The sequence below is a fragment of the Actinosynnema sp. NPDC091369 genome (assembly GCF_044757065.1).
GTDB lineage: Bacteria > Actinomycetota > Actinomycetes > Mycobacteriales > Pseudonocardiaceae > Actinosynnema.
In genome coordinates this window covers 463,720-476,489 of sequence record NZ_JBIVUG010000002.1, presented here as the reverse complement: position 1 = coordinate 476,489, position 12,770 = coordinate 463,720, and the positions used below count along the sequence as shown (strand labels likewise).

Genomic DNA, 12,770 nt, shown 5'->3' with positions numbered 1-12,770 from the left:
AACCCGGTCTGCCCCAGGGCACCTGGCACCCACGCCCGGCGGGGACGGGTCTCCCGAAGGGACCCGTCCCCGCGCGACTAGCAGCCGATGCGCTGGGTGCCCAGCGCGATGTCGTCCAGCCAGACGTCGTAGCTGCCCCCGTTGGGCTGGTAGAGCTGCCACCCGAGCTTGACCGTGTCGAACTCCGGGAACAGGAAGTCGACCTGGTTGCCGCCGTGCTCGCGGGTCGACACGGTGAGGTCCGGGTTCGGCACGCCGTCGAACCACAGCGTGATCCGGTTGTCCGAGGCGTCCATCCGCCACTCCACGCACTGCCACGCGCCGGCCTTCGACGGCGCCGACTCGCGCCAGTTCGTCCAGTCGCCGGTCGGGCCGCCGTCCGCGCCGACGCCCCACAGCGCCTTGTCCAGCGTGGGCACGTACTGGCCGCCGAGCGGGCGCACCACCTCCGGCCCGTCGCCCGTGGCCTCGATCAGCGTGTAGTGCGCCCAGTCCGGCGCGTCCGGGAACGCGCGCACGCGCACCCGGACCCGGCCGTAGAAGCTGTTGCCCGGCGCGGCGAAGTCGTCCACCTTGAGGAACGCGCGGCCGTTGCCCTCGGCCCGCACGTGCAGCACCTTCTGGCCGCGCCGGTCCCGTTCGACCTCCAGCGAGCCGTTGCGGGTGTCCACGCCCCACTTGAGGCTGGTGCCCGCGCCGGTGGGCACCTGCTGGAAGTCCTCGCAGAACAGCAGGTCGGCGCGGGCGCAGCTCTTCAGCCGGTGATCGGCGTGGTCGGGGCCCGCGGCGTCCGCGACCGGGAGGGCGACGACCGACAGCAGGGCGGCGAGGACCGCCGTGGACAACCGTTTCCGCACGGGTAGCTCCTTCTGCGCTGAGGGGGCAGAGGGAAGCTATCGGCTCTGGGAACGCTCCCATACCTCTGACCGGCGCAAAACCGCTGATCCGTTCGCGCGCGGTTACTCGAAGCGGGAGGGGTCGCCCGCGCCGTGCCGGACGATCTCGGGCTCGCCCTGCGAGAAGTCCACCACGGTCGTCGGCTCGGTGCCGCAGTCGCCCGCGTCCAGCACCGCGTCGACCACGTGGTCCAGCCGCTCCTTGATGTCCCAGCCGTGCACCAGCGGTTCTTCCTGGTCGGGCAGCAGCAGCGTGCTGGACAGCAGCGGCTCGCCGAGCCGGTCGAGCAGGGCCTGTGCCACCGGGTGGTCCGGGATGCGCGCCCCCACCGTCTTCTTCTTCGGGTGCATCAGCCGGCGCGGCACTTCGGTGGTCGCCGGGAGGATGAACGTGTAGCTGCCCGGCGTCGCCGCCTTGATGGCCCGGAAGACCGCGTTGTCCACGTGCACGAACTGCCCGAGCTGGGAGAAGTCGCGGCACATGAGGGTGAAGTGGTGCCGGTCGTCCAGGTGCCGGATCTGCCTGATCCGGTCCAGCCCGGCCTTGTTGCCGAGCCGGCAGCCGAGCGCGTAGCAGGAGTCGGTCGGGTAGGCGATCAAACCGTCCGACTTGATCAGCTCCACCGCCTGGTCGATCGACCTCCGCTGGGGGTTGACCGGGTGCACGTCGAAGTACCTCGCCATGCGGGGAGCCTAGTCCCCGCGTGCCCTCCCTTCAGGACACCGACCTCGGCAGGGGGTTCACGTGAGCGCGAGCACGGCGCCGAGCGCGACGAACGCCCCCGCGAAAGCCCGTCGCAGCCACGTCTGCACGGCGGGCCGCGCCACCACGTGGTCGCGGACGGCGGCGGCGAACCAGCCGTAGCCGACGAAGACCACGAACGTGAGCGCCATGAACACCGCGCTCAGCTCGACCATGCTCACGACGGCGTCGCCGGGGCGGGCGAACCGGGGGAGGAAGGCGAAGAAGAAGATCGTGAGCTTGGGGTTGAGCAGGTTCACCATGATCCCGGACGCCACCACCCGCGCCGGGGAGCGGTGGGGAGCGGCCGGGTCGACGGCCAGGGCGGTCTTGTCGCGGAGCGTGACCCACGCCAGGTGGAAGAGGTAGGCGACGCCGAGGTACTTGAGGACCTGGAACGCCGGTGTGCTCGCGTGCAGCAGGGCGGCCAGGCCGGTGAGCGCGGCGAGCACGTGCGGCACGGTCCCCAGCGTGCAGCCGACGGCGGCGATCGCGGCGGCGCGCACGCCACCGGTGAGGCCGGCCGCGGTCGTGTAGAGCACGCCGGTGCCCGGTGTGGCGACGATGACGAGGGACGTCAGCAGGAACTCGACGGTCACCGGAAGTGGTCCTTGATGGTCATGACGTCCACCTTCGGTGCCAGACTGGCCCGGTGCACAGGTCCAAACCAGGCCGGGTCGACAGGTCCACAACGGCCGGGTCGGACTTCCTCCAGCTCGACGTCGGCGACGCGCCGGTGGGTGGTCGGGCCGACTGGCTGACCCGCAGGCTCCGGGAGGCGATCGCGGACGGACGGCTGCCGGTCGGCGGCCGGCTGCCCGCGACCCGCGTGCTGGCGGCCGAGCTGGGAGTCTCGCGCGGCGTGGTGACCGAGGCGTACCAACGGCTCGCGGAGGACGGGCACGTCGTCGGCCGGGGTCGTGCGGGCACGGTGGTCGTGGCCGCCCCGCTGACCGGTGAGGTGGCCGGCGAGGTGTCCGCGGGAGGGGTGGCCGGCGGGGCGTTGGCTGGACGGTCGGCTGACGGGAAGTTCGCGGGTCCTCCGGCCGGTGCGGCATCCGCGGTTCCTTCGGTCGGCGGAGGTTCGGCGGAACCGTTGGTCGGCGGGGTGTCGGCGGGCCGGGCGGCTCGTCTGGTGCCGGCGGACTCCGTGGGTGTTGGGGTGCCGGGGGGATCGGCGGTCGGTGGCGTGTTCGCGGGGCCGCCCGGTGCGGACGCGTTCGACGCGTTGCGGGCGGTTCCCGGGCGGATCGACCTGTCGCCCGGGGTGCCGGACCTGGGAGCGTTCCCCCGTGCCGCCTGGCTCCGTGCCGAACGGGCCGTCCTCCGCACGTTGTCCGCGTCGGACTTCGGGTACGGCGACCCGAGTGGGGCGCCCGCGCTGCGGCGGGCGGTGGCGCGGTGGTTGGCCCGGTACCGGGGCGTCCGGGTCGACCCGCGCGAGATCGTGGTCGTCGCGGGTGTCGCGCAGGCGCTCGGGTTGCTCACCCGGGTGCTCGGCCGCGCCGGCATCACCTCGGTCGCGGTGGAGGACCCCGGGTCGCTCGGCGCTCGTCAGCACCTGCGCGACGGGGGACTCGACACCCCGCCCGTACCGGTGGACGCCGAAGGCGTGCGGGTGGACGCGCTGCGCGACGGGGGAGCGGCGGCCGTGCTGCTGACGCCGGCGCACCAGTTCCCGACCGGTGTCGTGCTCAGCGGTGGGCGGCGGCGCGAGCTGATGCGGTGGGCGGACGCGGGCGGGCTCGTGATCGAGGACGACTACGACGCGGAACACCGCTACGACAGACGGCCCGTGCCCGCCTTGCGCGCGATGCTCCCCGAACGGGTTTGCTACGCCGGCAGCGTGTCCAAGGTGCTCGCACCGGCGTTGCGGGTCGGCTGGCTGATCGTGCCGGGGGCGTACCGGGACGCCGTGGTCGAGGCGAAGCGGTACGCCGACCTCGGCAACGCCGTGCTGCCGCAACTGGTGCTGGCCGAGCTGATGGAGTCCGGTGACCTGGAACGGCACCTGCGGTTCGTCCGCCGCCGCCACCGCCGCAGGCGGGACGCCATGGTGGAGGCCATCGCCCGGCACCTGCCCGACGCGGTGGTGCACGGCGCGGCTGCCGGGCTCCACCTGCTGATCACGTTCGATGACAGCGTTTCCGACACCGACCTCGCCGCCGCGGCCCTCGCCCGGGGCGTGAAGGTCCAGCCGTTGTCCTGGCACGCGCAGGAACCCGGCCGCCCCGGGCTGGTGCTGGGCTACGGCGCGAGCGGGCCGAGCGACATCGCCGAGGGCGTCGCGGTCATCGCGGAGGTTCGCCGCCGCGAATCATGATTGTCGTTCCCGTTTGGACGATCACTCACATTGTGGTTGCCCGGCAGGGAGTTCACACTATCGCGTGGATGATGTGCCCGGTCGGATCCGGTTGATCATCCTAAGTGGACACCGCAGGCCGGTGCGGTCACGATGGTTCCGACGCCGGGAAGTGGGGCGCGGAGATCCTGCGGCACTCCCGGGCACTTCACGCTCTTCGCCCTGAAAGCAGAACGACACTCATGACCACACACGCCCCCATGAAGACCGTTGACCGAGGGCACGACCGCCGACCGCTGCCCGTCCACCTCGTCGGCTCGCTGCCGCGCCCGCTGTGCGAGGACCCCGCCACCGCGATGGGCTGGTTCCTCCGCCACCGCGACGACGCCGAGCTGACCGCCCTGCCGTCCGACCGCGACCCGCGGTGGATCATCGACTGGCTCACCCACCACATGTCCACCGTGCCCGCGCTCGAACAGGTGCGCGCCGGGGAGAGCCGCGGCTACGACGACATGCCGTACTACCGCGTCCGGCCCGGTGAGCGCCTGTGCGCGGAGGACATCGGGCTGTCCCGCGTCGAGCAGGCCGAGGCGGCGTTCGCGGCGCTGGACCGGTTGCCCGTCACCGGAACCGGTGATGCGCCACGCGTGCAGGTGGGCATCCCGAACGCCCTTGACCTCTCCGTGTTCGCGTTCGGCTCGATCGAGGCGGCCCGCGAGTGGCTGCCCACCATGCAGACCGCGGTGGTGCACGAGGTGACCGAACTCGTCGCCCGGTGGGGCGACCGGCTGCAACTGCAGCTGGAGACGCCCGCCGTGCTGGTGGCCTACCACCTCACCCCGCGGGAGGCGTGGCCCGCGCTGACCGCCGACCTCACCCGCCAGGTCGCCGGCGTGCTGTCCGCCGCCACGGTCTCCCGGTGGGTGCTGCACCTGTGCTACGGCGACCTGGAGCACGTGCCGGTGTTCACCCCGACCGACCTCGTGCCCGCGGTGCTGTTCCTCAACGGGCTGGCCGACGTGCTGGCCGAGCGGCGCGCCCCGATGCCGACCGTGCACCTGCCCGTGACGAGCGGCGACAGCCCGCCGCCCACCGATCCCGCGTTCTACGCCGGGCTGCGGGACCTGCACCCCGGGGTGGAGGTCATCGCGGGCGTGGTGGCCGAGGACCACCCGGACCAGACCCGCGAGGCGCTGCGGCTGGTCGCGGGGGCGCTCGGCAGGCCGCTGGCCGGGGTCGCCGCCGCCTGCGGGTACGGGCGGCGCACCGAGGAGGCCGCCGCGGCGAACCTAAGCCTGGCCGCCCGGCTCGCGCGGGAGTGGAGCGTGCGCTGACGGCGCGGGCGGTGGGACGCGCCGTCGTCCCACCGCCCGCGCGGCACCGGGGCGGGGGCCGGGCGGAAGCCGGTCCCCGCCCGCGGGATCACCCGAACGTGACGTCGCTGCAGAAGTAGTACGACTGGTCCAGGTGGCTGGCCTGCCACACCGTGTAGAGGACGTGGTGGCCGGTGCGCCCCGGCGCGTTCACGCTGACCTTCGTGGTGGTGCCGGTGGGGATCTTGCCGGTCTGACCGACCAGCTCCAGGTCGCTCCACCGCAGTCGTTGCGTGGTCGGGTCGAAGCCCTGCTTGGTGGCGTAGACGCGGATGTAGTCCGCGCCGTGCGAGGACTGGTCGAGCAGGTTGAGCGTGAAGCTCGCCGGGCGGCTCACCGTCTTCCAGCGGCCCGGCACGTCGAACGCGGCGTAGCGCCCGCCCTGCGTCATCCCGGCGCTGCACAGCTGGCCGTCCGGGATCGCGGCCTGGTGGTTGCCCTTCACGCCCTCGCGGAACAGGCCGTTCCAGTTCCACATGGCGTTCGGGTCCTTCTGCCACGCCTGGTAGCACATCGGGTCCTGGGTGGCCATGTCCGGCGACTGCCAGTTGCTCGCCCACCGCTGGTAGCACCCGTAGTGCCGGGCGGGCGGGTCGCTGACCGCGCCGTGCGCCGAGGCGGTGCCGGTGATCAGGGTGGTCAGCAGCGCGAGGGTCGCGCCCAGCACGGCGCCGACCCGTCGAGCGGTGGTTTTGCCAATGGAGAGCATATGTACCGCCACATCTTCGTTGACAGACGACATAGGAACTCTTACTGGCTGTGATGAGGGGGAACGCCCGTTCTGGGAGCGCTCCCAGCACCGCACCGTAACAAAGCCGGTGCGCTGTGTGAAGACCGGCGGTCTCCGCCGGGCGCGCCGGGTCGGCACGTACGGTGAGAGGTGGTTGCGCCGTTGGAATCACCGAGGAGTACCCGACATGGCCGAACGGTCCCGTGGTGGCAGGAGCGGGCGCGTGCTGCGCACCGAGCGGATCGCGCCGCAGATGGTCCGCGTGGTGCTCGGCGGTGAGGGGCTCGCGGACTTCGCCGTCGGCCCCTACACCGACAGCTACGTCAAGCTCGCCTTCCCGCTGGACGACGTGCTCTACCCCGAGCCGTTCGACCTCGGCGCGATCCGGGCGTCGATGCCCCGCGACCAGTGGCCGCGCACCCGCACGTACACCGTGCGCAAGTGGGACGCCGAGGCGGGCGAGCTGTGGATCGACTTCGTCACGCACGGCGACTCCGGCGTGGCCGGCCCGTGGGCGGCCAAGGCCCAGCCGGGGGACGTGCTGCACTTCGCCGGTCCCGGCGGCGGGTACGCACCGGACCCCGACGTCGCCTGGCACCTGATGGCCGGGGACGAGAGCGCGTGGCCCGCCATCGCGGCGGCGCTGGAGGCGTTGCCCGAGGGCGCGCGGGCGGAGGTGTTCGTCGAGGTCGACGGGCCGGAGGACGAGCAGCCGGTGCGGTCGGCGGGCCGGGTGGACCTGCGGTGGCTGCACCGGGGCGGCGGGCCGCGCGGGCGGCTGGTCGTGGACGCGGTCAAGGCGTTGGCGTTCCCGGAGGGCGTGGTCCAGGTCTTCGTGCACGGCGAGGCGACCATGGTCAAGGACCTGCGCGGGCACCTGAAGCTGGAACGGGGTGTGCCGCGCGAGCAGATGTCGATCTCCGGCTACTGGCGGATCGGCGCCGACGAGGACGGCTGGCAGTCGTCCAAGGGCGAGTGGAACCGGCGGGTCGAGCAGGAGCAGGGGTAGCGCGGGCCGGGGCAGTGCGGGCCGGGGTAGCGCGGGGGCCGGGTCAGCCGAGCGCGTCGCGCAGGCCGAGGCGGACCGGCGGCGGCAGCGGGTCGCGGGCCCGGAACGCCTGGAGGAAGTAGGCGGCCAGGCGGCGCGAGGCGGCCACCGCCGCGTCCACCGAGTCGGTGACCAGGCCGTTGTTGGCCATCAGCACGAGGGTCAGGTCGTCGGCGGTGAAGTCCGGCCGCAGCGCCCCGATGCCCTGGGCCCGCTCCACCACGCCGGCGAACGCCTCCTCGGCCCGCGCGCGCATCTCGTCCACCGGCACGGCGTCGGGGAACGCGCTGAGGAACGCCGCGCTGAACCCCCGGTCGCGGGCCTGCATCTCGCACAGCTTCTCCACCACGCGGCAGAAGCCGCGCCACGGGTCGGGGTCCGCCGCGGCCCGGTGCACCTCGCCGGTGCACGCCTCCAGCTGCTCCGCGAACACCTCGCGGACCAGTGCCTCCTTGGTGGGGAAGCGGCGGTAGAGGGTCGCCACCCCCACCCCGGCACGGCGTGCGATCCCGGTCATCGACACGTCCAGCCCTTCGGCGGCGAACGCCTCCCGCGCCGCGGTGACGATGCGGTCGCGGTTCTGCTGCGCGTCCACGCGCAGGTGAGTCGACTCGGCGGGCACGTCTCTCACTTTAGCTCAAGTGGAAGGATCGTTCCGCTTACCGTGTTACGGTCGAAGTGGAGGGGTTCTTCCACTTACGCGAGAGGTGTGGGATGCGCGCAGCGCTGTTCGACCGGTACGGGCCGCCGGAGGTCCTGTACGAGGGCGTCGTGCCCGAGCCGGAAGTCCGCCCGGGGCACGTGCTGGTGCGGGTGCACGCGGCCAGCGTCAACGGCGGCGAGCGGATGGGTCGCTCCGGTGCGCTGAAGCTCCTGCTCGGCCGTCGGTTCCCCAAGCGGGTGGGCATCGACTTCGCCGGCGAGGTCGTGTCCGGGCCCGGCTTCGCGCCCGGCGCGCACGTGTGGGGCGGCCTGCCGCGCGGCCGGTTCGGCAGCGCCGCCGAGTACGTGGCCGTGCACCCGCGCCAGCTCGCGCCCAGCCCGGCGGGCCTCGACCTGGTCCGGGCCGCCGCGCTGCCGGGCGTCGGCACGACCGCCATCACCGCGCTGCGCGACAAGGCGCGGCTGCGCCGGGGCGAACGGCTCCTCGTGCGCGGCGCGAGCGGGGGAGTGGGCAGCGTCGCCGTCCAGCTCGGCAAGTCCTACGGCGCGCACGTCACCGCGTTGACCGGCAGGAGCACGTTCGACTTCGTCCGCGAACTGGGCGCGGACGAAGTGGTCGACTACCGCGCCGACCCGGCCGGGCTGGGCCGGTACGACGTCGTCCTGGACACCTACGGCGGCACGCCCGGCGCGTACCGCCGCCTGCTCGCGCCCGGTGGCCGCATGGTCGCCATCGCGTTCCGCTCCGCCGCGGACGTCGGCTACCTCCTGGCGTCCGCGGTGTTCGGCGCGCGCCGCGCCCGCTTCTTCAGCGGCAACCCCAAGTCCGCGCTGTTCGCCGACCTCACCGCGCTGGTCGAGAGCGGCGCGATCCGGCCCGTGGTCGACACCGTCCACCCGCTCGCCGACATCGCCGCGGCGCACCGCGCGCTGGAAGCCGGTGGCGTGCGCGGCAAGCACGTGATCCGGGTGATCACAGGAACGGGCTGACGGTGTTCTCCGCGCCCACCAGCGCCGCGCCGTAGAGCTCCAGGTTGACCTGGGGGAGCAGCATGCCGTGGCGGGCGGCCACGTTGGCGTCGCGCCAGATCCGCTGCAACGGGCTCGCGTCCGCGAAACCCCGCGAACCGTGCGCGTACATCAGCGTTTCCAGGGCGCGGGTGACGTTCCGGACGGCCACCGACGCGTCCGCGCGGCACCGGGCCCGCACCAGCTCCGGCGGGTAGGTCGCCTCGGCGGCGTGCCGGTCCAGGGCGTCCGCGGCGCGGTAGGCGTGCAGTTCCGCGCCGTCCACCGCGGCGGCGGCCTCGGCGACCTGGAGCTGGAAGGCGGCCGAGTCGCGCTGCCGGGCGAAGCCGGTGTAGGCGACGCCCTTGTCCGCGGCGGCGCCGACCACGTGCGCCAGCGCCGCGCGGCCCAGTCCCAGCAGCGGCCCGCTGACCATCGTGACCAGCGAAGCCACGAACGCGGCGCGGTGCGTGGCGGTGGTGGCGGACGTGACGTTGTCGCCCGCCACCATCCGCTCCAGCCGCAGCACGCGGTGGTCGGGCACGAGCGCGTCCCGCACCACGAAGCGGTTGCTGCCGGTCGACCTCATCCCGGCCACGTGCCACTCGTCCACGACCTCGAAGTCCGCGCTCGGCACCAGCAGCCACCCCAGGCCGTCCTCCAGCACGGCCGCCGCGAGACCCCACGACGCGTGCCCGATGCCGGAGGCGTAGTTCCAGGAACCGCTGAGCCGGTAGCCGCCGGCCACGCGCTCGGCCGTGCCGCTGGGCATCAGCGTGCCGCTGACCAGGGCTTCGGGCTCGGCGCCCCACACGTCCTGCTGCGCCTGGTCCGGGTACAGGCCGGTGATCCAGTTGCCGCCGTTCCACAGCGCCGTGCACCAGCCCGCGCCGCCGTCGATCGCGGCCACCGCCGAGGACAGGTCGAGGTGCGTGCGGATCGACGCGTCCCCACCGCCGAACCGCGCGGGCCTCGTGACGCGGAACGTGCCCGCGTCCCGCAGCGCCGCCACGGTCTCGTCGGCCAGCCGCCGTTCCTCGTCGGCCCGCGCGGCGGCGTCGCGCAGGCGTGGGGAGAGCGCTTGGACGGCGTTGAGGACGTCGGAATCCATCGCGGAACCCCCTGGAACTCGGCCACTACGGTGAGTGATCGATCGTCCCACTCAAGGTGACCGCGGCGGCACGTCCATTCGCGTGGCCGTGACCGCGCCGCGAGAGGTCAGGGCACGCGCTGGTCGGCGAGGGAGCGGAAGCCCGCGGCGTGGAGGCGGCGGGTGCCGCGGTCGTCGATGCTGGTCCGGGACGGTGATCCCGGTGGTGAGCCGCCGGCGAGCGAGCCGACCGCGACCGAGGCGACCAGCAGCGGCAGCAGCACCGTCCGGACCGCCATCGCCCACGGTGCGGGCAGTCCGATCCGGCCGCCGGTGGACAGCCGCACGAGTCGGGTGCCGGTCACCACGGCGCCCAGCGCGCGGCCGTTGCCGTAGCACAGGCCGTAGAGCGGGGCGGCCAGGAGAAGCACCGCGATCGCGCCCACGGCCAACTCGCCGTCGTCGACTTTCCCGGAGCTGTACGGCACGCTCAGGGCGACCAGCCCGACGGCGACCACGAGCAGGTACACCGCGAAGTCGACCAGCCACGCCAGGAACCGCCGCGCTTCCCCGGCGCGGACGTGCAGCGTGCCGTCGGGGAACGCGTCGACGCGCGCGGCGGTCCGCGGTCCGAGGACGTGCGCCGCGTCGGCCCGGACGACGTCCAGCCTGGTCGGCCGGTCGACACCGGGAGCGGCCATGGAGTCCTCCAGTCGGTTCGCGATCGGCGACATTCTGCATCACGGCGAGCGCGCGTCCCCGGCCGCGCCGAGGCGTCGCGACCCGGCAGTGAGGTCGGGTCACGCTCGGTCACGGCCGTCAGGAGGTCGCGGCTAAGGTCCGGGTGTGCCGACCGAACTCAGCCCCACCGCCCGAGCCCTGCGCGCCATGGAGATCCTCCAGGCACGCCCCGGCGTCACGGCGGGCGAGCTCGCCGAGGGGCTGGGCGTGACGGAACGCGCCGTGCGCCGGTACGTCGGGATCCTGCGTGACGCCGGCATCCCCGTCGAGTCGACCCGCGGTCCCTACGGCGGGTACCGGCTCGGGCGCGGCACCCGGTTGCCGCCGGTCGTGTTCACCGAACCCGAGGCGCTGAGCCTGGTCATGGCGGTGCTCGACAGCCACGCCGACGACGTCGTGGACGCCGCCCTGGGCAAGGTCATCCGGGCGCTGCCCGAGAACGTGGGCAGGCAGGCCGCGGTGCTGCGGGCGCACGCGTCGGCCGCGCCCGACCGGAACTCGGCCCGCCCGGACCCGGCCACGACCAGCGCGCTCGTCGCGGCCGTGGCGGCCCGCCGCCGCGCGGTGATCTCCTACCGCACCGACTCCGGCGGCGAGTGGGAGTCCGAGGTGGACCCGTGGGCGGTCGTGGTCCGGCACGGGCGCTGGTACCTGCTGTGCCACTCGCACCGCGCGGACGCGATCCGCACCTACCGGGTCGACCGGGTGCGCGCGGTGCGGCAGACCGCGCACGGGTTCGAGCCGCCCGCCGACCTCGACCCGGTCGCGGCGGTGGAGCAGAACCTCGGCACCGGCTGGGAGTTCGCCACCCGCGTGGTGTTCCACGCGCCGCCGGAGAAGGTGGGGCCGTGGATCCGGCCGCCGATGGGACGCCTCGAACCGCTGGGCGCCGGGTGCGTGCTCGTCGGCAGCACCGGCAACCCGGCCATGTACGCGCAGGAGTGGTTGGCGACCGTGCCGTTCAGCTTCCGCGTCGACGGCGGGCCGGAACTGCGGGCCGCCGTCGCGGCGGTCGCGGCCCGCTTCGCCGCCGCGGTGGCCCAACCCTGACCACGACCGCGGCCGCCGCGGCGCACAGCACCGCCGTCCACGCCAGGGTCGCGTCGGTCGAGGTGCGGTCGGCGACGAGCCCGGCCAGCCAGGGCCCGGCGGTCTGGCCGGCCGCGAACACCGTGGTGAACGCGGCCAGCGTCGCGGTCCAGTCGGCGGGCGCGACGGTGGCGCGGATGAGCGCGGTGATCGCGGCGGGCACGCCCATGAACGTCGCGCCGTAGACGACGGCGGAGCCGAGGATGACCACCGGCGTCGGGGCCGCGAGCGCCAGCCCGGCTCCCGCGCCCAGGACGACCAGCACCGCGGCCAGCGCGCGGGTGCCGGGCCAGGAGCCGATCGGACGGCTCCACAACGCGGGCGCGGCGACCACCGCCGCACCCAGCGCCGCCCACGTCAGCACCACCTGCCAGGTCGGCGCCGCGTGGTCGTCCAGGTACGCCGACAGGAACGTGATGTAGGTGATGTACCCGAGCGCGAACAGCAGGTAGGCCACCGCGGCCCGCCACAGCGCGCGCACCCGCGCCCGGCCGGCCGTGGCGGCGGGCGGTTCCGCGCCGGCAGTCGCGGCGGTCCAGCCGACCAGCGCCGCCACGCCCGCCGCGACACCCAGGACCACCCACGCCACGCGCCAGTCGCTGCCCAGCAGCGGGATCGTGACGCCGCCGAAGACGATGCCCAGCCCCGCTCCCGCGAAGTAGACCGTGATCGGCGTGCCCGAACCGACCCGGTTCGCCACGCGGGACGCGATCACCCCGCCGGAGATGAACACCACCGCGCCCGCCACGCCCGCCGCCGCGCGCAGGACCAGCAGCACGACGAAGTCGCCGCTGATCGCGGTGGCGGCCAACGCGACCGCGGTCAGGACCATGCCCCAGCGGAACGCGGCGGCGACGCCCACGCGGCGGACCACGAAGGCGGTGAGCAGCGCCCCGACGAGGTAACCGAGCCCGTTCGCGGTGCTCATCGCACCCGCTTCGGCCAACGTCCAGCGCAGGTCCTCGCGCATGGCGGGCACGAGCAGCCCGTACGCGAAGCGGGACAGCCCGAGCGCGGACGCCGTGCCGAGCGCGAGCCGTGCGGCCGGTCCCATGGACGCCCCCGTAGATCGAACCGATCGGTACGAT

At 74.0% G+C, this 12,770-nt stretch carries 13 protein-coding genes; 5 read left to right on the top strand and 8 right to left on the bottom strand.

Annotated features, from left to right (window positions below):
• Positions 1–77: 77 nt before the first annotated feature.
• The 3 genes from ACIQMJ_RS10340 to ACIQMJ_RS10330 all read right to left on the bottom strand — a co-directional run bounded on the left by ACIQMJ_RS10340 (position 78) and on the right by ACIQMJ_RS10330 (position 2,237).
• Positions 78–857: a hypothetical protein gene (locus ACIQMJ_RS10340; protein WP_499760644.1), complete on the bottom strand. Its 780-nt coding sequence runs from the start codon at positions 855–857 to the stop codon at positions 78–80.
• Between the two features lie 102 nt (positions 858–959).
• Positions 960–1,580 (bottom strand): L-threonylcarbamoyladenylate synthase, encoded by a 621-nt coding sequence (locus ACIQMJ_RS10335; RefSeq protein ID WP_387494417.1) that lies wholly within the window; start codon positions 1,578–1,580, stop codon positions 960–962.
• Positions 1,581–1,637: 57 nt separating this feature from the next.
• The gene (locus ACIQMJ_RS10330; protein ID WP_499760643.1) at positions 1,638–2,237 is read right to left on the bottom strand and encodes a LysE family translocator; all 600 of its coding nucleotides are present in this window, start codon (positions 2,235–2,237) and stop codon (positions 1,638–1,640) included.
• Between the two features lie 53 nt (positions 2,238–2,290).
• Between ACIQMJ_RS10330 and ACIQMJ_RS10325 the strand changes: the two genes are divergently transcribed.
• On the top strand, positions 2,291–3,961 hold the full coding sequence (locus tag ACIQMJ_RS10325; RefSeq protein WP_499760642.1) for an aminotransferase-like domain-containing protein: 1,671 nt from the start codon (positions 2,291–2,293) through the stop codon (positions 3,959–3,961).
• A 239-nt stretch (positions 3,962–4,200) separates the two neighbouring features.
• Positions 4,201–5,274 (top strand): hypothetical protein, encoded by a 1,074-nt coding sequence (locus ACIQMJ_RS10320; protein ID WP_499760641.1) that lies wholly within the window; start codon positions 4,201–4,203, stop codon positions 5,272–5,274.
• A gap of 88 nt (positions 5,275–5,362) precedes the next feature.
• Here the strand turns inward: ACIQMJ_RS10320 and ACIQMJ_RS10315 are convergent, their stop codons facing one another.
• Positions 5,363–5,980 carry a lytic polysaccharide monooxygenase auxiliary activity family 9 protein gene (locus ACIQMJ_RS10315; RefSeq protein ID WP_499760640.1) on the bottom strand — a complete coding sequence of 206 codons (618 nt, stop codon included), beginning with the start codon at positions 5,978–5,980 and terminating at the stop codon, positions 5,363–5,365.
• A 250-nt stretch (positions 5,981–6,230) separates the two neighbouring features.
• Here ACIQMJ_RS10315 and ACIQMJ_RS10310 point away from each other — a divergent pair, with 250 nt between their 5' ends.
• A complete protein-coding gene (locus ACIQMJ_RS10310; protein ID WP_499760639.1) occupies positions 6,231–7,052 on the top strand; it encodes a siderophore-interacting protein in 822 nt (273 codons plus the stop codon).
• Positions 7,053–7,095: 43 nt separating this feature from the next.
• On the opposite strand, the gene ACIQMJ_RS10305 is transcribed toward ACIQMJ_RS10310, so the two are convergent.
• Positions 7,096–7,713 carry a TetR/AcrR family transcriptional regulator gene (locus ACIQMJ_RS10305; RefSeq protein WP_499760638.1) on the bottom strand — a complete coding sequence of 206 codons (618 nt, stop codon included), beginning with the start codon at positions 7,711–7,713 and terminating at the stop codon, positions 7,096–7,098.
• 92 nt (positions 7,714–7,805) lie between these two features.
• Between ACIQMJ_RS10305 and ACIQMJ_RS10300 the strand changes: the two genes are divergently transcribed.
• Positions 7,806–8,744, top strand: a complete 939-nt coding sequence (locus ACIQMJ_RS10300; RefSeq protein WP_499760637.1) for an NAD(P)-dependent alcohol dehydrogenase — start codon at positions 7,806–7,808, stop codon at positions 8,742–8,744.
• Here ACIQMJ_RS10300 and ACIQMJ_RS10295 read toward each other — a convergent pair.
• Together ACIQMJ_RS10295 and ACIQMJ_RS10290 are read right to left on the bottom strand one after the other, a co-directional pair.
• Positions 8,728–9,873, bottom strand: coding sequence for an acyl-CoA dehydrogenase family protein (locus ACIQMJ_RS10295; RefSeq protein WP_499760636.1), 1,146 nt, complete (start codon positions 9,871–9,873; stop codon positions 8,728–8,730). The two genes, ACIQMJ_RS10300 and ACIQMJ_RS10295, sit on opposite strands and share 17 nt — an antisense overlap.
• Positions 9,874–9,980: 107 nt before the next feature.
• Complete coding sequence (locus ACIQMJ_RS10290; RefSeq protein WP_499760635.1) at positions 9,981–10,553, bottom strand: RDD family protein; 573 nt, start codon at positions 10,551–10,553, stop codon at positions 9,981–9,983.
• A 145-nt stretch (positions 10,554–10,698) separates the two neighbouring features.
• On the opposite strand from ACIQMJ_RS10290, the gene ACIQMJ_RS10285 reads away from it, so the two are divergent.
• Positions 10,699–11,643, top strand: a complete 945-nt coding sequence (locus ACIQMJ_RS10285; protein ID WP_499760634.1) for a helix-turn-helix transcriptional regulator — start codon at positions 10,699–10,701, stop codon at positions 11,641–11,643.
• Here ACIQMJ_RS10285 and ACIQMJ_RS10280 read toward each other — a convergent pair.
• Positions 11,555–12,736 carry a YbfB/YjiJ family MFS transporter gene (locus ACIQMJ_RS10280; protein WP_499760633.1) on the bottom strand — a complete coding sequence of 394 codons (1,182 nt, stop codon included), beginning with the start codon at positions 12,734–12,736 and terminating at the stop codon, positions 11,555–11,557. The two genes, ACIQMJ_RS10285 and ACIQMJ_RS10280, sit on opposite strands and share 89 nt — an antisense overlap.
• Positions 12,737–12,770: the final 34 nt, after the last annotated feature.